At 70.6% G+C, this 21,152-nt stretch carries 16 protein-coding genes; 2 read left to right on the top strand and 14 right to left on the bottom strand.

Annotated elements, in window-relative coordinates:
• Positions 1 to 27: 27 nt before the first annotated feature.
• Positions 28 to 1,053, top strand: coding sequence for an ADP-ribosylglycohydrolase family protein (locus ACI1MP_RS22615; protein ID WP_404869361.1), 1,026 nt, complete (start codon positions 28 to 30; stop codon positions 1,051 to 1,053).
• Position 1,054: 1 nt separating this feature from the next.
• Positions 1,055 to 1,762, top strand: coding sequence for a VWA domain-containing protein (locus ACI1MP_RS22610; protein WP_404869360.1), 708 nt, complete (start codon positions 1,055 to 1,057; stop codon positions 1,760 to 1,762).
• A 10-nt stretch (positions 1,763 to 1,772) separates the two neighbouring features.
• Here ACI1MP_RS22610 and ACI1MP_RS22605 read toward each other — a convergent pair whose 3' ends face one another.
• From ACI1MP_RS22605 to ACI1MP_RS22540, 14 genes are all read right to left on the bottom strand, one after another.
• Positions 1,773 to 2,768: an ADP-ribosylglycohydrolase family protein gene (locus ACI1MP_RS22605; RefSeq protein ID WP_404869359.1), complete on the bottom strand. Its 996-nt coding sequence runs from the start codon at positions 2,766 to 2,768 to the stop codon at positions 1,773 to 1,775.
• Between the two features lie 14 nt (positions 2,769 to 2,782).
• Positions 2,783 to 3,994 carry a cytochrome P450 gene (locus ACI1MP_RS22600; RefSeq protein ID WP_404869358.1) on the bottom strand — a complete coding sequence of 404 codons (1,212 nt, stop codon included), beginning with the start codon at positions 3,992 to 3,994 and terminating at the stop codon, positions 2,783 to 2,785.
• Positions 3,995 to 4,054: 60 nt separating this feature from the next.
• Positions 4,055 to 4,804 (bottom strand): SIR2 family NAD-dependent protein deacylase, encoded by a 750-nt coding sequence (locus ACI1MP_RS22595; protein WP_404869357.1) that lies wholly within the window; start codon positions 4,802 to 4,804, stop codon positions 4,055 to 4,057.
• Entirely contained in the window at positions 4,801 to 5,382 is a 582-nt protein-coding gene (locus tag ACI1MP_RS22590) for a hypothetical protein (protein WP_380334464.1), read from the bottom strand. Before ACI1MP_RS22590 ends, ACI1MP_RS22595 begins: the two co-directional genes overlap by 4 nt.
• A gap of 282 nt (positions 5,383 to 5,664) precedes the next feature.
• Positions 5,665 to 6,339, bottom strand: a complete 675-nt coding sequence (locus tag ACI1MP_RS22585; RefSeq protein ID WP_043914619.1) for a response regulator transcription factor — start codon at positions 6,337 to 6,339, stop codon at positions 5,665 to 5,667.
• Positions 6,340 to 6,353: 14 nt separating this feature from the next.
• Complete coding sequence (locus ACI1MP_RS22580) at positions 6,354 to 7,514, bottom strand: sensor histidine kinase (protein ID WP_404869356.1); 1,161 nt, start codon at positions 7,512 to 7,514, stop codon at positions 6,354 to 6,356.
• 105 nt (positions 7,515 to 7,619) lie between these two features.
• Positions 7,620 to 9,071 carry a WGR domain-containing protein gene (locus ACI1MP_RS22575; RefSeq protein ID WP_404869355.1) on the bottom strand — a complete coding sequence of 484 codons (1,452 nt, stop codon included), beginning with the start codon at positions 9,069 to 9,071 and terminating at the stop codon, positions 7,620 to 7,622.
• A gap of 107 nt (positions 9,072 to 9,178) precedes the next feature.
• The gene (locus ACI1MP_RS22570) at positions 9,179 to 9,847 is read right to left on the bottom strand and encodes a DUF4097 family beta strand repeat-containing protein (protein WP_380334457.1); all 669 of its coding nucleotides are present in this window, start codon (positions 9,845 to 9,847) and stop codon (positions 9,179 to 9,181) included.
• A gap of 177 nt (positions 9,848 to 10,024) precedes the next feature.
• A complete protein-coding gene (locus tag ACI1MP_RS22565; RefSeq protein WP_100587159.1) occupies positions 10,025 to 13,918 on the bottom strand; it encodes a DNA-directed RNA polymerase subunit beta' in 3,894 nt (1,297 codons plus the stop codon).
• A 104-nt stretch (positions 13,919 to 14,022) separates the two neighbouring features.
• Complete coding sequence (rpoB, locus tag ACI1MP_RS22560) at positions 14,023 to 17,496, bottom strand: DNA-directed RNA polymerase subunit beta (RefSeq protein WP_043914627.1); 3,474 nt, start codon at positions 17,494 to 17,496, stop codon at positions 14,023 to 14,025.
• A 600-nt stretch (positions 17,497 to 18,096) separates the two neighbouring features.
• Positions 18,097 to 18,480 carry a 50S ribosomal protein L7/L12 gene (rplL, locus tag ACI1MP_RS22555; RefSeq protein ID WP_404869354.1) on the bottom strand — a complete coding sequence of 128 codons (384 nt, stop codon included), beginning with the start codon at positions 18,478 to 18,480 and terminating at the stop codon, positions 18,097 to 18,099.
• An 82-nt stretch (positions 18,481 to 18,562) separates the two neighbouring features.
• Positions 18,563 to 19,117: a 50S ribosomal protein L10 gene (rplJ, locus tag ACI1MP_RS22550; protein WP_043914630.1), complete on the bottom strand. Its 555-nt coding sequence runs from the start codon at positions 19,115 to 19,117 to the stop codon at positions 18,563 to 18,565.
• A 306-nt stretch (positions 19,118 to 19,423) separates the two neighbouring features.
• Positions 19,424 to 20,224, bottom strand: coding sequence for a hypothetical protein (locus ACI1MP_RS22545; protein WP_380334452.1), 801 nt, complete (start codon positions 20,222 to 20,224; stop codon positions 19,424 to 19,426).
• A 92-nt stretch (positions 20,225 to 20,316) separates the two neighbouring features.
• Positions 20,317 to 21,135, bottom strand: coding sequence for a hypothetical protein (locus ACI1MP_RS22540; RefSeq protein WP_404869353.1), 819 nt, complete (start codon positions 21,133 to 21,135; stop codon positions 20,317 to 20,319).
• Between the last annotated feature and the right edge of the window lie 17 nt (positions 21,136 to 21,152).

The raw sequence follows: 21,152 nt of genomic DNA, 5'->3' as shown, positions 1-21,152 counted from the left end.
CGGAACGTCGGCGGACAGGGGGTGGGCATGGAGTTCGCGGAGCGGGTGCGCGGATCGCTGGTCGGCGGTGCGCTGGGCGACGCGCTGGGGTGGCCGATCGAGTTCCTGCGGCTGGACCGCATCCGGGAGCTGCACGGCGAGGCGGGCCTGACCGACCTGGCGGACGCCGGCCGCGGCGGCCAGGTCACCGACGACACCCAGATGACCCTGTTCACCGCGGAGGGCCTGCTGCGCGGCGGCCGCCGCGAGGACCTGCACGCCGCGTACCGCCGCTGGTTCCAGACCCAGCGGCTGCCCGGCCCCGAGCGCTTCCCGGACGGCTGGCTGGCCGGGCAGGAGTTCCTGTACGCCTCCCGCGCGCCGGGCAACGCCTGCATGACGGGTGTGGTGCTGGACTGCACGGAGCCCGTCCCGTTCGGGCAGGACGGCCCGGTGAACCCGAACTCGAAGGGCTGCGGGACGGTGATGCGCTCGGCGCCGTTCGGCCTGGTCGGCCTGGGTGCGGACGAGGCGTTCCGGCAGGCCGCGCTGGCGGCGCAGCTGACGCACGGTCACCCGACGGGCTACCTGGCGGCGGGCGCGTTCGCCGCGCTGGTCGAGCGGGTCGCGGCCGGGGTGCCGCTGCGGGCGGCGGTGTCCTCGACGCTGGCGAGGCTGGCGGCGGTGCCGGACAACGCGGAGACGACGGAGGCGCTGCGCCGGGCGGTGCGGGTGGCCGACGAGGGCCCGGGTTCGGCGGAGTCGGTGGAACGGGTCGGCCTGGGCTGGGTCGCCGAGGAGTGCCTGGCGATCGCGGTGTACGCGGCGCTGGTCGGCGCGGACGCCCGGGAGGCGCTGGTGCTGGCCGTGAACCACTCGGGCGACAGCGACTCCACGGGCGCGGTCTGCGGCAACCTGGTGGGCGCGATGTACGGCCTGTCCGGCCTGCCCGCCGACTGGTGCGCGCTGGTGGAGGGCCGGGAGGTGCTGCTGCAGGTGGCCGACGACCTGGTGGCGTTCGCCCACGGCGACCGGGCGGCGCTCGCCGACCGCTACCCGCTGCCGGTCGGGTGACGTGGTGGCGCTGAGTCTGGAGAAGGTGTCGGCCGCCGCGCCCGGGCTGGTCGACCTGTACAAGTCCGCGCGGGTCAGCCTGACCAAGCGCGGACTCCAGCACGCCCGGGCCGCCGTCTACCTGGTGCTCGACCGGTCCGGCTCGATGCGGCCGCACTACCGGTCCGGGACCGTCCAGCACTTCGCCGAGCAGGTGCTGGCGCTCTCGGCGCACCTGGACGACGACGGGCGGGTGCCGGTGGTCTTCTTCTCCACCGAGGTGGACGGCGTCGCCGAGATCTCGCTCGACGACCACCGGGACCGGATCGGCCGCCTGCACTCCTCGCTGGGGCACCTGGGCCGGACCAACTACCACCTGGCGATGAAGGCCGTGATCCGGCACTACCAGCTCTCCGGGGCCACCGACCCGGCGCTGGTGGTGTTCCAGACCGACGGCGGCCCGACCTCCCGCGCGGCGGCCCGGGACATGCTCTGCCTGGCCGCCGAACTCCCGATCTACTGGCAGTTCGTGGGCTTCGGCGACCCCGCCGACCAGGAGTTCGCCTTCCTGCACCGGCTCGACGAACTGCCCGTCCCGGCCCGCCGCCCGGTCGACAACGCGGGGTTCTTCCCGGCCGGCGCCGACCCGCGGGCGCTCGCCGACGCCGAGCTGTACGACCGGCTGCTGACCGGCTTCCCGGAGTGGCTGACCGCCATGGGCCTGGACTGACGGGCCGGGGTCAGTCCCAGAGCGCGCCGAACGCCAGCAGCTCCTTGCGGTACTCGATCCGCTCCACCCACTCGCCCGGCCAGGCGCCCTCGCCGTGCCGGGCACCGGCGAACGCGCCGGCCAGGCAGGCCAGCGAGTCGGAGTCGCCGGAGGAGACGGCGGCCCGGCGGACGGCGGCGACCGGGTCGTCGGGCAGCAGCAGGAAGCAGAGCAGCGCGGTGGCGAACGCCTCCTCGGCGACCCAGCCCTCCCCCGTCCGCTCGCAGGGGTCGGCGTCCACCTCGCCGGCGGCGAGGGCGGCGTCGAGCCGGTCGAGGGCCAGCAGGCACTCGTCCCAGCCGCGGGCGATGAACTGCTCGGGCGAGCCGAAGTGGTCCCGGGAGGCGAGGTCGCCGAGCCAGAACTCGTCGTAGCGGGTGCGCTGTTCGTGGGCGTGGGCGCGCAGCCGGGCGGGCAGCTCGGCCGGGTCGACGCCCTGGGCGAGCCAGCGGACGGTGAACGCGGTGAGTTCGCTGGCGGCCAGCGCCGTCGGGTGGCCGTGGGTGAGGCCGGACTGCAGCTGGGACGCGCCGGACACCTGTCGGTCCGTCAACTCCCGGACCAGGCCGAGCGGGGCGACCCGCATGTTGGCCCCGCAGCCCTTGGAGCCGATGTCGGACGCGTCCTGCCAGGGCCGGCCGGTGGACAGCCGGAAGCAGGACCGCAGGCAGGTCATGCCGGGGGCCCGGTTGTTGTCCGGGGAGCGCCACCAGTCCACGAACTCCTCGCGCAGCGGCAGTTCGAGGCGCAGCGGGACGAGCGGGCCCTCGGCGAGCCCGGTGCGCAGGGCGCGGGCGAGCGCCAACGTCATCTGGGTGTCGTCGGTGACCTGGGCCTTCTTCGGCAGCGGGAGCTGCCGCCACTGGGGGCTGAGCAGCCCGATCTCGTCCAGGTTCAGGAACTCAGTGCGCTTTCCCAGAGCGTCGCCGATCGCCAGCCCCAGCATCGCTCCCGTCGCCCGCCCCATGACCCGTGCCCCTCTCAGACCTCGACCAGCAGTTCCTTGAGCCCGCGGATCACGTAGCCGGGGTTCCACTCGGGTTCGCGCACCAGCGTGAGCCCGGGGGCCTTGCGGAGCAGCGCGCCGTAGGACTCGGTGAGTTCGAGTCTGGCAAGCGGAGCGCCGAGACAGAAGTGAATTCCGGCGCCGAAGGTGATGTGCGGGTTGTCGACGCGGCCCAGGTCGAGCCGGTCGGGGTCGGCGAACCGCTCCGGGTCGCGGTTGGCGGAGCCGAACAGCAGCGCCACCTCCGCGCCGCGCGGGATCCGCACGCCGCCGACCTCGATGTCCTCCAGCACCCAGCGCTCGAACATCTGCAGCGGGGTGTCGTAGCGCATCAGCTCTTCGATGGCGGTGGGCAGCAGTTCGTCCACCGCGCCGCGCAGCCGGGCGAGTTCGCCGGGGTTGCGGAGCAGCGCCCACCAGCCGTTGCCGGTGGTGTTGACGGTCGCCTCGTGGCCGGCGTTCAGCAGCAGCACGCAGGTGGAGATCATCTCCTGCTCGCTGAGCACCTGCCCGTCCTCGGCGGCCTGGGCCAGCGCGCTGATCAGGTCGGCGCCGGGCTGCTCGCGCCGACGGCGGATCAGCTCCCGCAGGTAGGCGGAGAATTCGAGGCTGGCGGTGACCGCCCGGCGGGCCGTCTCCTCGTCCGGGTTGAGTTCGAACATCCCGGTGATGTCGGACGACCAGGGCCGCAGCAGGTGCCGGTCCGACTCCGGGACGCCCAGCATCTCGGCGATCACCGCGACCGGCAGCGGCTCGGCGACCTTCGCGATCAGGTCGCCGCCGCCGTCGGCGAGCAGCCCGTCGACCAGCTCGCCGGCGAGGCGCTGCACGGTCGGGCGCAGCGACTCCACCATCCGCGGGGTGAACGCCTTGGACACCAGGCGCCGGATCCGGGTGTGGTCGGGGCCCTCCAGGTCCAGCAGGCCGTAGTCGTTCAGGGTGTGGAACGGCTCGTGCGCCGGGTTCGGCACGGGCTGCCCGAACTCCTCGTGGCTGAAGCGGTGCGTGAACGTACGGCCCAACCGCCGGTCCCGCAGCAGCGCGTTGACGTCCGCGTACCGGGAGACCAGCCACTGGTCGCTCGGCTCGAAGTGGACGACCGGCGACTGCTCGCGCAGCGCCGCGTACGCCGGGTACGGGTGGGCCACGAACTCGGCCGACCACGGGTCGAAGGCATCGATCGCCATGGAGCTCTCTCCCTGCTCGTCAGATCGCCATCGTATGCCGTCCGACCTGCGGGTTTACCCTCAGCCCCGGGCCAGGTCGCCGCTCACCAGCCGCTGCACCAGCTTCGGCAGCGCCGCCGAGATCGGCTCACGGACCACCTCGTGCGCCGCCCAGTCCCACGGCGTGGGCTCGCCGTTGACGACGATCAGCCGGGCGTCGTTCTCCAGCGCGATCCGCGGCAGCAGCGCCGCCGGATGCACCTGGAGCGAACTGCCCACCGCCAGGAACACCTGGCACCCCTTGGCGATCGCGTCCGCCTTCACCAGCACCAGTTCGTCCAGCGCCTCGCCGAACATCACGGTGCGCGGCCGCAGCACCCCGCCGCAATCGGCACACGCCGGGTCGTCCTCCCCCGCCGCGACCCGCTCCAGCGCCGCCGCCATCGGACCGACCGCCCGGCACCCGACGCACTGCACCTCGGTGGCCGTCCCATGCAGCTCGATCACCTTCCGGGCGGGCAACCCCGCCGCCTGGTGCAGGCCGTCCACGTTCTGCGTCAGCACCCGCATCGGCACGCCCGCCCGCTCCAGCTCGACCAGCGCCCGATGCCCCGCGTTCGGCTTCGCCCCGATCGCGCCGGCATCCCGCCGCATCAGCCAGGACCGGCGCCGCACCTCGGTGCTCGCCAGGTACGGGCCGATCGTCACCAGGTCCTGTGCACTCGGATCACGCTGCCAAAGCCCTTGCGGGCCACGGTAGTCGGGAATCCCCGAGTCCGTGGAGATCCCCGCCCCCGTCAACACCGCCACCAGCGGACGCTTCTCGCTCATGCCCCGGACGGTACGGCCCGCAGCCGGTTCTGACCACCCGTTATCACCGGCCGGAACGCCGCCAGGTACAGCACCGCACCGACCGGCATGAAGTCCAGCGACGCCCCCATCAGCACCGTGCCCACCAGCACCAGCACCGGGCTCCACCAGCGCACCACCCCGCGCACCGTCAGCCGCACCAGCAGCGCCAGCAGGCCCACGTACAGCATCATCGGCACCACCGTGTACACCACCGGCAGCACGCCCGGCACCGACTGCACCCGATCGAACAGCTCCGAACGCGCCGCGTAGTCCTGCGAGACCGCGTTCGCGTACAGGTCGATGCCGCTCTGCGCGAGCCCGGACAGCACCCCCGCGAGACCCGCCCCCAACCAGATCCGGCCCCAGACACCGCCCGCACCGCCCAGACGCCACAGCTCCACCATGCCGAGACCCATCAGCACCATCCCCGCGAACAGCGCGACGTGCCCGATCGTCCACCCCGGCCCCACCCCGCGCGAGCCCGGCACCAGCCGCACCGCCCCGTACACCGCCAGCAGCCCCGCCGCCCATCCCAACGCCCGACGCCCCGTGACCATCGCCCAACCCCTTTGCGTGAGTGCCCTTTTCGACACCCCCAACCCTGCCGCGACGGCCTGCGGCGCGACTCCCCCGCGACGGTGAAACGCGGGACTCCCCCCGCCAGAGGGACACCGGGGGCGCGTGGGGGTACCTCCCGGCCCGCCAGGGCTGGGGGAGAACTGCGCGACAAGCGCACGGCCCGTCCGCAAGGTCGCGATCAAGTGCAGGTCATTGCCCTGCGTCGCGATCTTGCGGACGGGCGCCTTCCGCTGCGCGCAGTTCCCCGCGCCCCTGCCATCTCATTCGCCTGCTGTCACGGCTCCCGCCTCGTACGCGAAGACCACCGCGTGCACCCGGTCCCGCAGCCCCAGCTTCTGGAGCAGGTTGCTGACGTGCGTCTTGACCGTGTGCTCGCTGACCACCAGCTCCGCGGCGATCTCGGCGTTCGACATGCCCCGGGCAACCAGTCGCAGGGTCTCCAGCTCGCGGGCGGTGAGGGAGCCCAGGAGGAGGCCCAGCGGTCGGGAGACGGCCAGCGTCCCGCCGGCCTTGCGGGCGGTGACCTCGCCGATGACGCGGCGGGTCACGGAGGGGGCGAGGAGGGCCTCGCCGGAGTTGACGACACGGACGGCGTGGGCGAGGTCGTCCCGGCGGACGTCCTTGAGCAGGAAGCCGCTCGCCCCGGCGTACAGCGCGTCGAAGACGTAGTCGTCGACGTCGAAGGTGGTCAGCATGATCACCTTGCAGCGCGGGAACTCGGCGCAGACCCGACGCGCCGCCTCCAGCCCGTCCATCACGGGCATCCGGACGTCCAGCAGCAGCACGTCGGGATCGAAGCTGCGCACGGCATCAATGGCCTGCTGCCCGTCGCCGACTTCGGCGACGACCTCGATGTCGGGTTGGGCGTCGAGAATCATGCCGAAGCCGGCGCGGACCAGTTCCTGGTCGTCGGCGATCACCACTCGTACGGTCAACTCGGGTTCCTTCCTCAGGCGTTGAGCGGCAGCACGGCAGCCACCAGGTAGCCCGGGCCGTCGGTTCGGGGGCCGGTTTCGGCGCTGCCGCCGCAGGCGGCCGCCCGTTCCCGGATGGAGAGCAGGCCGCGTCCGCCGGAGCGTCCGTCGATGCCGGCGCCGGCCGGAGCCGCAGGCCCGGTCCCGTCGTCGGCGACCGAGACGGTCAGGTCGGCGCCACCGCGGACGGCGACCCGCACCACGACCCGGTCGGCCCGGGCGTGCTTGACCACGTTGGTGAGGGCTTCCTGGACGATCCGGTAGGCCGCGGCCTGGACTTCGGCGGGCCCGGCCTCCTCGATGCGGGCGTCGACGGCGACGCCCGATTCGCGGACCCGGTCGAGGACGCCGCCGAGCTCGGCCAGTCGGGGTTGCGGGGCGAGCGCGGGCGCGGCGCCGTCCTCCTTGAGGACGCCGAGCACCCGTCGGAGTTGGACCATCGCGTCGCGTCCGGAGTCGGCGATGGCGTCGAAGGCGCGGATCGCCCGGTCAGGGTTGCTGTGCACCACCAGCGGCCCGGCCTCGGCCTGGACGACCATCAGGGAGACGGCGTGGGCCAGGATGTCGTGCATCTCGCGGGCGATCCGGCCGCGTTCCTCGGCGACGGCCCGGGCGGCGTCGCTGGCGGCGCGCAGGCCGACCTGCCGGGCGCGTTCGGCCTCGACGCCGGCCAGTCGGCGCAGTTCGCGGACCAGGGAGCCGACGACGAAGCTGCCGACGGACACCAGCAGGCTGAACAGCATGCCGTCGAAGGAGCGGGTGCCGATCACGTTGCCGACCACGCAGATCGCCAGCAGCACGGCGCGCTGCCAGTCCTTGCCGCGGTCGGCGACGGTGTAGATGGCGACCGCCATGGCGACCTGGATCTGCGGCATCGCGGAGTGCGCCAGCGCGGACAGCGCCACGGTGGGCACTCCGCACGCCCCCATCACCGCCCACGGGGCGCGGCGCCGCCACCACAGCGGCAGCGACCCGGCGATCGCCAGCGTGTACGCCCACCACCTCCCGCCCGCGCCGTGCGGGTCGGTGTACACCCCCCACACCGAGACCCAGACGGCGAGCGCCACCAGCGGCGCGTCCACCGCCCACGGCCGGGCCCTCCCCCAGGCCAGCAGGCCTTCCGTCCACTTCCCCATCCGGGCATCCTCTCGCATCGTCGGACGGCCGCCGCGTCCCTCCCCGGGAACGCCGAAGGGCGCCCCCGACCGGGAGCGCCCTGACGATGCGTCAATGCCGGGGCGTCACAGCAGCCGCTTGATCTCTCCGCGCGCCCGGTAGAACCCGCCGGACGCGGACTCCCGCACCTCCGCCACCAGGTAGCGCGCGCCGGCCACCCGGACGTCCTTGGGGAACTGCACCCGCCAGCCGGGGTCGAAGCCCGGCGAGACCACCCGGACCCGCAGCCGGCTGCCGTCGGCGACGCACTCCACCTCGACCCCGGTGCCGGCCGCCGCGGTGACGCTGACGGTCTCCAGCTCCGCGGACGGCTCCACCCGGGCGATGTCGCGGCCGGTGACCTCGGCGGTGGTCGGCAGGGTGCCCTGCTCGGCGGCCTGCACGGCGCCCGGCGAGGCGTCCAGGCAGGCCAGCGAGCCGTCGGTGGTGACGACGTACAGCCGCCCGTCGCGGTACTGCATGCTGTACGCGGAGCCGCAGCCGGTGCTGAGCTTCCACAGCCGGGTGCCGTCGGCGGCGAAGCAGTACACCGAGGAGTGGTTGTCGCCCGCGAACACGTACTCGCCGTCCGGGGAGGCCGCGCAGGAGAACACCGAGGCGTCGCACTTGTACGCGACGACCTCGGCGCCGTCGGACTTGCGCAGCCGGTGCACCCAGCCCTGCGAGGTACCGGCGAACACCTCGTCCCGCTCCTGCCAGCCGAACAGCACCTGGCCCTTGGTGCGGGTGTGCCACTGCTGGTCGCCGCCGCGCTTCGCGTACCGGGTGACGCCCGCCGAGTAGCCGTGGTAGACGGAGTCGGCGTCGCAGCGCACCATCCAGCCGGACGAGCCCTGCGCGTTGCGCCGCCACTGGAACTCGTCCTCGTGGTCGACGGTGGTCAGGCCGCCGCGCTCGTCGGCGACGCCGAGCACGCCGTCGTGGATGTCGAGCCAGTAGATGTCGACGTCCTGGGCGATCTCGTACGCCACCCGCGGCACCTTGCCGCCCAGGTCGTACACCTTGCCGTCGTCGCAGCCGGCGTAGATCCACCAGTCGTCGGCGACGATGCACTTGACGCCGTCGGGCAGACCGAACCGGCCGGTGACCTCGCCGTCCCGGGTCAGCGTGTAGACGTCGCCGCTCTCGTTGCCGACCCAGGCGTGCTCCTCGCCGACGTACACCCCGAACGCGGGCGAGCCGGAGCGGAAGCGCCACAGCAGCGGCGCCTGGCGGGCGCTGGAGCGGGTCGAGGTGATCTGTCGACGCGTCACCGACCGGCGCTGGCGCACCCCCCGGACCGCCGGGGCGTAGCCCTTGCGGACCTTCTCGCCGATCTTCTTGGCGGCCGCCGAGGCGGCCTTCTCCGCGCTGGCGCAGACGGTGGTCTTCGTCGTGCCCGGCTCGCCGATCCGCCCGTACCGGATCGTCAACTCCGCGCCCGTGACGGTGACTTCGTAGAACTTGTGGGCACTGCCCTGGTCCTCGGAGAGTTCCAGGTAGGTCACCTGCGGGTCTGCGGAAACGGTGGCAGACATGGCCGACGCCCCTTTCGGGCACAGGGTTCGGGGGGTGTCGGCGGGGCCCTCGCCGCCTGCCGACACACCTCAATCTAGGCCCTGCCACCGACAGTTGCGGCGGCCGGTCAGCTGTTGTCCACCTGCACACCGCCGCTGGTGGCCCGGGCGATCAGGATGTGCGGCGCCCCGGCGACGGAGGGCACCTTCACCTCGGTGCCGCCGCTGTCGGAGTGCGCCTCCACCTGGTACTGCTGCCCCGACGGCACCCGCACCTGCACGCCGCCGGAGTCGGTGGACAGCTCCGCCCGGGTCGGCGCCTCGACGAACCGGGCGTTCACCCCGCCGGAGGTCACCGACATCTTCACGTTGCGGGACTTCAGCCCGGTCGCCTCGATCCCGCCGGAGGTCACCTTGGCGTCCACGTCGCCCGCCACGTCGTGCAACTGGATGCCGCCGCTGGTCTGCGACAGCTTCAGCCTGGTGCCGGCCGGGACGTGCACCTCGTAGCCGATCCCGCAGTTGTCGCAGGAGTAGGTCAGCTTCAGCACCCCGTCCTTGAGCTCGTGGGTGCCCTGCGGCTCCTCGTCGTTCCAGGCCCGCTTCTCCACCACCCGCACCGGGCCGTCGCCGACCCGGACGTCGATCCCCCCGCTGGTCCCGTCGACCACCAGCTCGTCGACCTGCCCGGGCACCTCGTACGACACCGTCTTGCGCTGCTGGTCCCACGGCCCGCAGCCCACCGCCCCGACCACCAGCAGTCCCACGACCGCCGCCGCCCCCATGATCCGCTTCACCGCGGCCTCCTTTCGACGTCCCCAAGTCTCCCGCTCCCCGGGGCCGCGGCGCCTCCCTCCACGGAGTGGTTCGGCCGCCTCCGTCCCCAGGGGGATCCCCTAGGTGACACGCGGGGCGCAGACGCCGCAGGGCGGCCACCCCGAGTGGGGTGACCGCCCTGCGGTTCAGCCGAAGGATCAGCCGGTGTACGGACCGTAGTCGTAGTCGTCCAGCGGGACGGCCTGACCGGAGCCCGCGCCGAACGGCGACAGGTCGTAGTCGTCGTAGCCGACGGCCGAGTACATCGCGGCCTTGGCCTCTTCGGTCGGCTCGACCCGGATGTTGCGGTAGCGGGGCAGACCCGTACCGGCCGGGATGAGCTTGCCGAGGATGACGTTCTCCTTGAGGCCCAGCAGCGGGTCCGACTTGGCGTGGATCGCCGCGTCGGTGAGCACCCGGGTCGTCTCCTGGAAGGAGGCGGCCGACAGCCAGGACTCGGTGGCCAGCGAGGCCTTGGTGATACCCATCAGCTGCGGACGGCCGGAGGCGGGGTGGCCGCCCTCGGACACCACGCGGCGGTTCTCCTGCTCGAAGCGGCCGCGCTCGACCAGCTCGCCCGGCAGCAGCTCGGCGTCGCCCGACTCGATGATCGTCACGCGGCGGAGCATCTGCCGGATGATGATCTCGATGTGCTTGTCGTGGATCGACACACCCTGCGAGTTGTAGACCTTCTGGACTTCGGCGACCAGGTGGATCTGGACGGCACGCTGGCCCATGATCCGCAGCACGTCGTGCGGGTTGGTGGCGCCGACGGTCAGCTTCTGGCCGACCTCGACCGCCTCGCCCTCGCTGACCAGCAGCTTGACGCGCTTGGAGACCGGGTACGCGATCTCGTCGGTGCCGTCGTCCGGCGTGACGACGACCTTGCGGGTCTTCTCGGTGTCCTCGATCCGGACCCGACCCTGCGCCTCCGAGATCGGGGCGACACCCTTCGGGGTGCGCGCCTCGAAGAGCTCGACGACACGCGGCAGACCCTGGGTGATGTCGTCACCGGCCACACCACCGGTGTGGAAGGTACGCATGGTCAGCTGGGTACCGGGCTCACCGATGGACTGGGCGGCGATGATGCCGACCGCCTCACCGATGTCGACCAGCTTGCCGGTGGCCAGCGAACGGCCGTAGCAGAAGGCACAGGTGCCGACCGCGGACTCACAGGTCAGGATCGAGCGGACCTTGACCGCGCTGACGCCGTGCCGGATCAGCTCGTCCATCAGGACGTCGCCGAGGTCGGTGTTGGCGGTCGCGATCAGCTTGCCGTCGACAGTGATGTCCTCGGCGAGCATGCGGGCGTACACGCTGGTCTCGACGTCGTCGGCCTTGCGCAGCACACCGTCCGCACCGATCTGGCCGATCTCCAGCTTGAGGCCGCGCTCGGTGCCGCAGTCCTCCTCGCGGATGATCACGTCCTGCGAGACGTCCACCAGACGACGGGTCAGGTAACCCGAGTCGGCGGTACGCAGCGCGGTGTCGGCCAGACCCTTACGGGCACCGTGGGTGGAGATGAAGTACTCCAGCACGGACAGGCCCTCACGGAACGAGGCCTTGATGGGACGCGCGATGGTCTCGTTCTTCGCGTTCGACACCAGACCACGCATACCGGCGATCTGACGCATCTGCATCATGTTTCCTCGAGCACCCGAGTCGACCATCATGAAGATGGGGTTCGTCTTCGGGAAGTTCGCGGCCATCGCGTCGGCGACCTCGTTGGTCGCCCGGGTCCAGATGCCGACCAGCTCGGACTTGCGCTCGTTGTCGGTGATCAGACCGCGCTCGTACTGCTTCTGGACCTTCTCCGCCTGCGCCTCGTAGCCCTCCAGAATGGCGGGCTTGCTCGGCGGGACGATGACGTCCGAGATCGAGACGGTGACACCGGAACGGGTCGACCAGTGGAAGCCGGCCGCCTTCAGGTTGTCGAGCGTCGCGGCGACGACGACCTTCGGGTAGCGCTCGGCGAGGTCGTTGACGATCGCCGACAGCTGCTTCTTGCCGACCTCGTAGTCGACGAACGGGTAGTCCTCGGGCAGCAGCTCGTTGAAGAGCGCGCGACCCAGGGTGGTGGTGATCCGGAACGGCTCACCCTCGGTCCAGGTCGGCTGGCCCTCCTCGTCCACCGGAGCGGCCCAGCCGCGCGGCGGCACGGTGCCGGCCGGCATGCGCAGGTCGATCGGGGCCTGGACGTCCAGGTCGCGGGCGTCGAAGGCCATGATCGCCTCGGCGGTCGAGGAGAAGGAACGACCCTTGCCCTTGACCTCCTCGCGGTCCGAGGTGAGGAAGAACAGGCCCAGCACCATGTCCTGGGTCGGCATGGTGACGGGGCGACCGTCGGCCGGCTTCAGGATGTTGTTCGAGGACAGCATCAGGATGCGGGCCTCGGCCTGCGCCTCCGCGGACAGCGGCAGGTGCACGGCCATCTGGTCGCCGTCGAAGTCCGCGTTGAACGCGGTGCAGACGAGCGGGTGGATCTGGATGGCCTTGCCCTCGACCAGCTGCGGCTCGAAGGCCTGGATGCCGAGGCGGTGCAGGGTGGGCGCACGGTTCAGCAGCACCGGGTGCTCGGCGATGACCTCTTCGAGGACGTCCCACACCACGGGGCGGGCGCGCTCGACCATGCGCTTCGCCGACTTGATGTTCTGCGCGTGGTTCAGGTCGACCAGGCGCTTCATCACGAACGGCTTGAAGAGCTCCAGCGCCATGGCCTTCGGCAGACCGCACTGGTGCAGCTTGAGCTGCGGGCCGACGACGATGACCGAACGGGCCGAGTAGTCGACTCGCTTGCCGAGCAGGTTCTGACGGAAACGACCCTGCTTGCCCTTCAGCATGTCGCTGAGGGACTTCAGCGGGCGGTTGCCCGGGCCGGTGACCGGACGGCCGCGACGGCCGTTGTCGAACAGCGCGTCGACGGCCTCCTGCAGCATGCGCTTCTCGTTGTTCACGATGATCTCGGGCGCGCCGAGGTCGAGAAGCCGCTTCAGGCGGTTGTTGCGGTTGATGACGCGGCGGTACAGGTCGTTCAGGTCGGAGGTGGCGAACCGGCCACCGTCGAGCTGGACCATCGGACGCAGGTCCGGCGGGATCACCGGGACGCAGTCCAGCACCATGCCCTTGGGCTTGTTGCTGGTCTGCAGGAAGGCGGAGACGACCTTGAGGCGCTTGAGCGCACGGGTCTTCTTCTGGCCCTTGCCGGTGCGGATGATCTCGCGGAGGCGCTCGGCCTCCTCGCCCAGGTCGAAGGACTCCAGGCGGTCCTTGAGGGCCGCCGCGCCCATCGAGCCGGAGAAGTAGGTGCCGAAGCGGTCGCGCAGCTCGCGGTAGAGCAGCTCGTCGCCCTCGAGGTCCTGGACCTTGAGGTTCTTGAAGCGGGCCCACACCTCGTCCAGGCGGTCGATCTCGCGCTGGGTGCGGTCGCGGAGCTGCTTCATCTCGCGCTCGGCGCCCTCGCGGACCTTGCGGCGGACGTCGGCCTTGGCGCCCTCGGCCTCCAGCTCCGCCAGGTCGGACTCGGCCTTCTTGGCCCGGGCCTCGAGGTCGGCGTCGCGGCGGTTCTCGATCTGCTGACGCTCGACCGAGACGTGCGCCTCCAGGGAGGGGAGGTCGCGCTGACGGCGCTCGTCGTCCACCCAGGTGATCATGTAGGCGGCGAAGTAGATGACCTTCTCGAGGTCCTTCGGCGCGAGGTCGAGCAGGTAGCCCAGGCGCGACGGGACGCCCTTGAAGTACCAGATGTGGGTGACCGGGGCGGCCAGCTCGATGTGGCCCATCCGCTCACGGCGCACCTTGGCGCGGGTCACCTCGACGCCGCAGCGCTCACAGATGATGCCCTTGAAGCGGACGCGCTTGTACTTACCGCAGTAGCACTCCCAGTCCCGGGTGGGACCGAAGATCTTCTCGCAGAAAAGGCCGTCCTTTTCCGGCTTCAGCGTGCGGTAGTTGATGGTCTCCGGCTTCTTCACCTCGCCGTGCGACCACTGGCGGATGTCGTCGGCGGTGGCCAGTCCGATGCGGAGCTCGTCGAAGAAGTTGACGTCAAGCACTGGTCGTCAAGCCCTCTTTCGTGATTCGAGAGTCTGTCTGTTGGTCTGAGGGGGGCCTGGGGGCGGACCGGCTGCCCGGTGAGGGGCAGCCGGCCCGACCTCCGTCAGACCTCTTCGACGCTGCTCGGCTCGCGCCGGGACAGGTCAATGCCGAGCTCCTCGGCGGCGCGGAACACGTCCTCGTCGCTGTCCCGCATCTCGATGGACTGGCCGTCCGAGGACAGCACCTCCACGTTGAGGCAGAGCGACTGCATTTCCTTGATGAGGACCTTGAAGGACTCGGGAATGCCGGGCTCGGGGATGTTCTCGCCCTTGACGATGGCCTCGTAGACCTTCACACGGCCGAGGACGTCGTCGGACTTGATGGTGAGCAGCTCCTGCAGCGCGTAAGCGGCGCCGTATGCCTCAAGGGCCCACACCTCCATCTCACCGAAGCGCTGACCACCGAACTGCGCCTTACCACCGAGCGGCTGCTGGGTGATCATCGAGTACGGACCGGTCGAACGGGCGTGCAGCTTGTCGTCGACCAGGTGGTGCAGCTTGAGGATGTACATGTAGCCGACCGAGACCGGCATCGGGAACGGCTCGCCGGAGCGGCCGTCGAACAGCCGGGCCTTGCCGGTGGAGTTCACCAGGCGCTCACCGTCACGGGTGAGGGTGGTGTTGTCCAGCAGGCCGGTGATCTCGTCCTCGCGGGCGCCGTCGAACACCGGGGTGGCGAGGTTGGTGCCGCCCTCGACGGTGTCCGCGCCGATCGCCTGCAGGCGCTTGGCCCACTCGTCGGCGAGGCCGGAGACGTCCCAGCCCTGCTTGGCGAGCCAGCCGAGGTGGATCTCCAGGACCTGTCCCGGGTTCATTCGGGACGGGACGCCCAGCGGGTTCAGGATGATGTCGACCGGGGTGCCGTCCTCCAGGAACGGCATGTCCTCGACCGGCAGGATCTTGGAGATGACACCCTTGTTGCCGTGACGGCCGGCCAGCTTGTCACCGTTGGTGATCTTGCGCTTCTGCGCGACGTAGACGCGGACCAGCTGGTTCACGCCGGGGGGCAGCTCGTCGCCCTCCTCGCGGTCGAAGACGCGGACGCCGATGACCTTGCCGGACTCACCGTGCGGCACCTTCAGCGAGGTGTCGCGGACCTCACGGGCCTTCTCACCGAAGATCGCGCGGAGCAGGCGCTCCTCCGGGGTCAGCTCGGTCTCACCCTTCGGGGTGACCTTGCCGACCAGGATGTCGCCGGTGACGACGTCGGCACCGATCCGGATGATGCCGCGCTCGTCGAGGTCGGCGAGGACCTCCTCGGAGACGTTCGGGATGTCCCGGGTGATCTCCTCGGGGCCCAGCTTGGTGTCACGGGCGTCGACCTCGTGCTCCTCGATGTGGATCGAGGAGAGGACGTCGTCCTGCACGAGGCGCTGCGACAGGATGATCGCGTCCTCGTAGTTGTGGCCCTCCCACGACATGAACGCCACGAGGAGGTTCTTGCCGAGGGCCATCTCGCCCTCGTCGGTGCACGGGCCGTCGGCCAGCACCTGGCCGGCCTCGACGCGGGCGCCCTCGTCCACGAGCACCTTCTGGTTGAAGGCGGTGCCCTGGTTGGAGCGGGTGAACTTGGCGGCGCGGTACGTGTTGTACGTGCCGTCGTCGTTGGCCACGGTGACGTAGTCGGCCGAGACCTCCTGCACCACACCGGCCTTGTCGGCGGTGATGACGTCCGCGGCGTCGACGGCGCAGCGGTACTCCATGCCGGTGCCGACCAGCGGCGCCTCGCTGCGGAGCAGCGGGACGGCCTGGCGCATCATGTTCGAGCCCATGAGCGCGCGGTTGGCGTCGTCGTGCTCGAGGAACGGGATCATGGCGGTCGCGACCGACACCATCTGGCGCGGCGAGACGTCCATGTAGTCGATCTCGGTGCCGGGGATGTAGTCGATCTCGCCGCCACGGCGGCGGACCAGGACACGCGGCTCGGCGAAGGTCAGCTCCGCGGTCAGCGGGGCGTTGGCCTGCGCGATGACGAAGCGGTCCTCCTCGTCGGCGGTCAGGTAGTCCACGGCCTCGGTGACGACACCGTCGACGACCTTGCGGTACGGGGTCTCGATGAAACCGAACGCGTTGACCCGGCCGTACGAAGCCAGCGAGCCGATCAGACCGATGTTCGGGCCTTCGGGGGTCTCGATCGGACACATGCGGCCGTAGTGCGAGGGGTGCACGTCTCGGACCTCGAAGCCGGCCCGCTCACGGGACAGACCACCGGGGCCGAGCGCGGACAGACGACGCTTGTGGGTCAGGCCCGACAGCGGGTTCGTCTGGTCCATGAACTGCGACAGCTGGCTGGTGCCGAAGAACTCCTTGATGGAGGCGACGACCGGCCGGATGTTGATCAGGGTCTGCGGCGTGATCGCCTCGACGTCCTGGGTGGTCATGCGCTCGCGGACCACTCGCTCCATGCGGGCGAGGCCGGTGCGGACCTGGTTCTGGATCAGCTCGCCGACGTTGCGCAGGCGACGGTTGCCGAAGTGGTCGATGTCGTCGACCTCGATGACAATGTCGCGGCCCTCGTCATCACGCCACTCGGTCTCGCCGGCGTGCAGCTTGACCAGGTACTTGATCGTGTTGATGATGTCGGGCTCGGTGAGCACACCGGAGTCCAGCGACTCGGCGTTGCCGAGCTTGCGGTTCACCTTGTAGCGGCCGACCTTCGCCAGGTCGTAGCGCTTCGGGTTGAAGTACAGGTTCTCCAGCAGCGTCTGCGCGGCCTCACGCGTGGGCGGCTCGCCCGGGCGCAGCTTGCGGTAGATGTCGAGGAGCGCGTCGTCCTGGCCCTGGGTGTGGTCCTTCTCCAGGGTGGCGCGCATCGACTCGTACTCGCCGAACTCCTCGAGAATCATCTCGTTGGTCCAGCCGAGGGCCTTCAGCAGCACGGTGACCGACTGCTTGCGCTTGCGGTCGATGCGGACACCGACCATGTCACGCTTGTCGATCTCCATCTCCAGCCAGGCACCGCGGGAGGGGATGATCTTCGCGGAGAAGATGTCCTTGTCGGACACCTTGTCCAGGGTGGAGTCGAAGTACACACCCGGGGAGCGCACCAGCTGGGACACGACGACACGCTCGGTGCCGTTGATGATGAACGTGCCCTTGTTGGTCATGAGCGGGAAATCGCCCATGAACACGGTCTGGGACTTGATCTCACCGGTCTCGTTGTTGGTGAACTCCGCGGTGACGAAGAGCGGGGCCGCGAAGGTGAAGTCGCGGTCCTTGCACTCGTCGATGGAGTTCTTCGGCGGCTCGAAACGGTGGTCCCGGAAGGTCAGGGACATCGACCCGCTGAAGTCCTCGATCGGGGAGATCTCTTCGAAGATCTCCTCCAGACCGGACTTGGTGGGGACGTCCTGACCGCTCTCCAGGGCTGCCTCGACCCGGGACTTCCAGGCCGCGTTGCCGAGCAGCCAGTCAAAGCTCTCGGTCTGCAGGGCGAGGAGGTTCGGGACCTCGAGGGGCTCCTTGATCTTCGCGAACGAGACGCGGAGCGGGGCGGTGGATGCGGAATTGTTCGAGGCGTTGCGCGGCGCGGCCAAGAGGGGGGTCCTTCCGAGGGCTCGGAGCTCACTACGCGCATACCGTCCGGGCCTTGGCCGAGGCGGAAAACCCCAGGTCAGGACAGGGGCCACTCCGGGCGACGAGTCACGGAGCAGCTAATAGGCAGCGCAAAGGGACAGTGTAGCCAATGGCGACACTGCTAGCAAGCCCTGATTCGGAGACCGAATCGGACGCTCCTCCCGTACAACCGACAACCCGGGCAGTGATCCCTCACCGGCCGGGCCGTCGCACCCACTCCTGCGTCACCGGGAACCTTCCCAGCGCCACCGCCGAATATGCATCGGAGGCGGTTCCGCTTGGGCACGCGCCTCGAGAATCGCGCGCCGCGTGCTGTTCGTCAAGGCCCCCACCAGGGTGCGGACCTCGTACTGCCCATCGTCGCAGCCGCTCCGGGCGTTACACACGCCCCGTGACGGGGTGGCGACGACAGCGATCACCCTACCCCCGGCGACCGACAGGATCCGAGTCCGCCGTGGACCGGACGGAACCGAACGAAGCAGAACGAAAGCAGGCCGGGCCGGCCACCCCGAAGGGTGGCCGGCCCGGCCGGAAGAGCACCTCTCAGAGAGAGGAGAAAGTCACTTGACGGTGACCTTGGCGCCAGCGCCCTCGAGCTGAGCCTTCGCCTTCTCGGCGACGTCCTTGGCAACCTTCTCCAGGACCTTGGCACCAGCGGTGTCAACGAGGTCCTTGGCCTCCTTCAGGCCGAGGGAGGTCAGGGCGCGCACCTCCTTGATGACCTGGATCTTCTTGTCGCCGGCACCGTCGAGGATGACGTCGAACTCGTCCTGCTCCTCGACAGCCTCGGTGGCGGCGGCCGGGCCACCGGCGGCGGCAACGGCGACCGGGGCGGCAGCGGTGACGTCGAACTTGTCCTCGAAGGCCTTCACGAAGGCAGCGAGGTCGATCAGGGTCATGTCCTCGAACTGCGCGAGCAGGTCCTCGGTGCTGAGCTTCGCCATGATGGCGTCCTTCCACTAATTCGGCAGGTGCCGGATGTACGGATTGGCGGGCGTGCTTACGGGCCCGCTGGGACGGAAGTGGTTACTCCGCGTCCTCGGCGGGAGCCGGAGTACCGGCACCGCCCTGCTCGGCCTTCTCGCGCAGCGCTTCCACGGTGCGAACGAGCTTGGACGGGAGCGCCTGGAAGACGGCGGCAGCCTGGGACTGCTTGGCCTTCATCGCACCCGCCAGCTTGGCGAGCAGCACCTCGCGGGACTCGAGGTCCGCGAGCTTCTTGATCTCATCGGCGGTCAGCGCCTTACCGTCAAGGACACCGCCCTTGATGATGAGAGCAGGGTTCTCCTTGGCGAAGTCACGCAGAGCCTTCGCCGACTCCACCGGGTCACCGGTGACGAAGGCGACAGCCGTCGGGCCGGCGAACAGGTCGTCCAGCTCGGAGATCCCGGCCTCATTGGCCGCGATCTTGGTCAGCGTGTTCTTCACCACGGCGTAATCGGCGTTGCCGGTGAGCGAGCGACGCAGCGTCTTGAGCTGCTTCACCGTGAGACCGCGGTACTCGGTCAGAACGGCGGCGCTGGAAGCACGGAACTTGTCCGTGATCTCGGCGACGTCGGCAGCCTTGTCGGGCCTGGCCATAGGCTTACGCCTCCTTCCGTGATGTCGAAGTCGGGCCGACCTTCGAGAAGTCGACCATTCAACGCCGCGGACCCCGGGAAGCGAAAAAGCCCCGGCGCGCAGGCGCACGGGGCTTGCCATGACCTCGACGAACCGTGAAACGGCCCGGAGATCTTGTCTGCTCCACAACCTGCGCGGGCGATCTGCACGAAGCAGATCCTTCGGCACCGTCCCCCCTCTCGGGCGGGCGGCAACAACCAGCGGTCTTTGGCTCGGCCAGCCTAACGGTCCCAGCGGATTTGTCCAAATCGGCCCGACCGCGGAGGTTTACGGGAACGGCGGCGCCGTGGTGCCCGACTCCGGGGCGATGTCCGCCTCGGCGGGGGCCTGCACCGAGAGCGCGGAGCTGCCGAACTCGCTGTACCCGATGGTGTCCACCTCGGCGGCGGCCCGGCGGAGCTGGACCAGCTGGTCGCGGTCGTTGAGCCACAGGTCGAGCACCACGTCGCCGGGGCCGAGCGCGTGTTCCAGGGCCTGCCGCCGGCCCTGGTCGAGCTGGGTCTGCGCGGCGGCGTACTGGGCAGCGGTCAGCGTGACCCGGTAGTGCTCGACGCTGGTGTCCAGCAGCTTCTCCTCACCGACCAGCACCGGGTCGTCGGCGGCGGCCGCGGCGTTGGTGGCGACCACCGGGTTGATCCGGTCGATCAGCGCGGCGTAGGGGTTGCGGCCGCCGGTGTACTTCTCCCAGTGCGGGCCGCCGAGCCGGGCGGCGGTCTGCGGGTCGCCGCCCACGTACGCGGAGGTGTCCAGCACCATCAGCTTCCGGGTGTCCGCCTCCCCCCGGTACTGCAGCACCGCCTTGGGCGCCCAGAACAGCGCGCCCTTGCCCCGGTCCTCCCCCAGGGTGGCCCGGTACTCGGACCGCCGGGCCTCGTGCAGCGCCAGCTGGGCGGAGAGCAGCACCCCGTGCGGGGAGCGGTCGGTGGGCGTGGCCTGCACGGTGGACGGGGACGGGGTGGTCGGCCGTTCGGTGCCGCCGCCCGACCCGGAGCCGGTGCAGCCGCTCGCCGCGGCCAGCAGCAGGGCGGCCGCCAGCAGGGCCGCGGCCGTACGAGCGCGTGCCGCCATCGGTCCCTCCTTCCGGCCGTCCGTTCCGTTCCCCCACCTTGTCACGCGTCCCGGCCGGCCCGGCGGCGACCCCGGGCCGGACGGGACCGGGATCACTGCTTCAGCAGATCGGCCAGCGAGAAGACCTCGGAGTCGGCCGGGGCCTTGGTCGGCTGGACGGTGCCGAGGCCGCTGTAGAGGATCTTCGCGGAGCCGGTCGCCAGGCCGTTGCTGGCCTGCTGGACGACCTCGCCCTTGGCGTTGATCCAGAACTCGGTGGTGATGGTCGAGCCCTTCTTCTTCAGCTCGGTCAGCACCTGGCTCTTCAGCTCCGGAGCCAGCTGCATCTTGGCGACCAGCTCCTCCACCGGCACGTCGCTGCGGTAGTGGGTGGTGCCCTGGCCGGCCACCGTCTCGGTGCCGGCCTGGGTGGCGGTCGGCGCGGCGACGGCCAGCTGCACGGCCGGGTCCATCAGCTCCATGGTGGAGGCGAAGCCGCCGGCGCTGCCGGCGCCCGGGGCGGTGGCCTTCGGGTCGATCTTCATCCAGGTCTTGCCGCCGGCCTTCCCGGCCGCGTCGGCACCGGCCCCGACGTACATCACGTCGCCGACGAACAGGATCTTGCTCTCCTTGCCCTCGCTCTTGGTGGTGAGCAGGAAGGACTTCGGGCTCTTCCAGACGAACTCGCCGGTGCCCTCGGTGCCGCCGCTGACGGACAGCTTGGCGCTGCCGGCCTTCTCCATCACCGCGGCGGAGGCGAGCAGCGCCTCCTTGGCGCCGAGCTTCGAGCCGCCCTGGCCGCCGCCGCTCCCCGCTGGGGCGCTCGCGCCCGGCTTGGCGTCGGCGGCGGTGCTCCCCGATCCGGAGCTGCCGCAGGCGGTCAGCAGTCCTGTGACCAGGCAGGCCACGGCAACGGTACGCAGTGCGCGCACGAGAGTCCCCCTATTGT

The sequence above is a fragment of the Kitasatospora griseola genome, assembly GCF_044999035.1.
GTDB classification, from domain to species: Bacteria; Actinomycetota; Actinomycetes; order Streptomycetales; family Streptomycetaceae; genus Kitasatospora; species Kitasatospora griseola.
This window is presented reverse-complemented; position numbering and strand designations above follow the sequence as displayed.

What these genes read in the sequence shown, in the direction of transcription:
- ACI1MP_RS22615 (WP_404869361.1), top strand. Translation starts at nt 28, where the DNA reads ATGGAGTTCGCGGAGCGGGTGCGCGGATCGCTGGTCGGCGGTGCGCTG.
- ACI1MP_RS22545 (WP_380334452.1), bottom strand. Translation starts at nt 20,224, where the DNA reads ATGGCGGCACGCGCTCGTACGGCCGCGGCCCTGCTGGCGGCCGCCCTG.
- ACI1MP_RS22600 (WP_404869358.1), bottom strand. Translation starts at nt 3,994, where the DNA reads ATGGCGATCGATGCCTTCGACCCGTGGTCGGCCGAGTTCGTGGCCCAC.
- rplJ (WP_043914630.1), bottom strand. Translation starts at nt 19,117, where the DNA reads ATGGCCAGGCCCGACAAGGCTGCCGACGTCGCCGAGATCACGGACAAG.
- ACI1MP_RS22590 (WP_380334464.1), bottom strand. Translation starts at nt 5,382, where the DNA reads ATGGTCACGGGGCGTCGGGCGTTGGGATGGGCGGCGGGGCTGCTGGCG.
- ACI1MP_RS22580 (WP_404869356.1), bottom strand. Translation starts at nt 7,514, where the DNA reads ATGGGGAAGTGGACGGAAGGCCTGCTGGCCTGGGGGAGGGCCCGGCCG.
- ACI1MP_RS22595 (WP_404869357.1), bottom strand. Translation starts at nt 4,804, where the DNA reads ATGAGCGAGAAGCGTCCGCTGGTGGCGGTGTTGACGGGGGCGGGGATC.
- ACI1MP_RS22575 (WP_404869355.1), bottom strand. Translation starts at nt 9,071, where the DNA reads ATGTCTGCCACCGTTTCCGCAGACCCGCAGGTGACCTACCTGGAACTC.
- ACI1MP_RS22605 (WP_404869359.1), bottom strand. Translation starts at nt 2,768, where the DNA reads ATGGGGCGGGCGACGGGAGCGATGCTGGGGCTGGCGATCGGCGACGCT.
- rplL (WP_404869354.1), bottom strand. Translation starts at nt 18,480, where the DNA reads ATGGCGAAGCTCAGCACCGAGGACCTGCTCGCGCAGTTCGAGGACATG.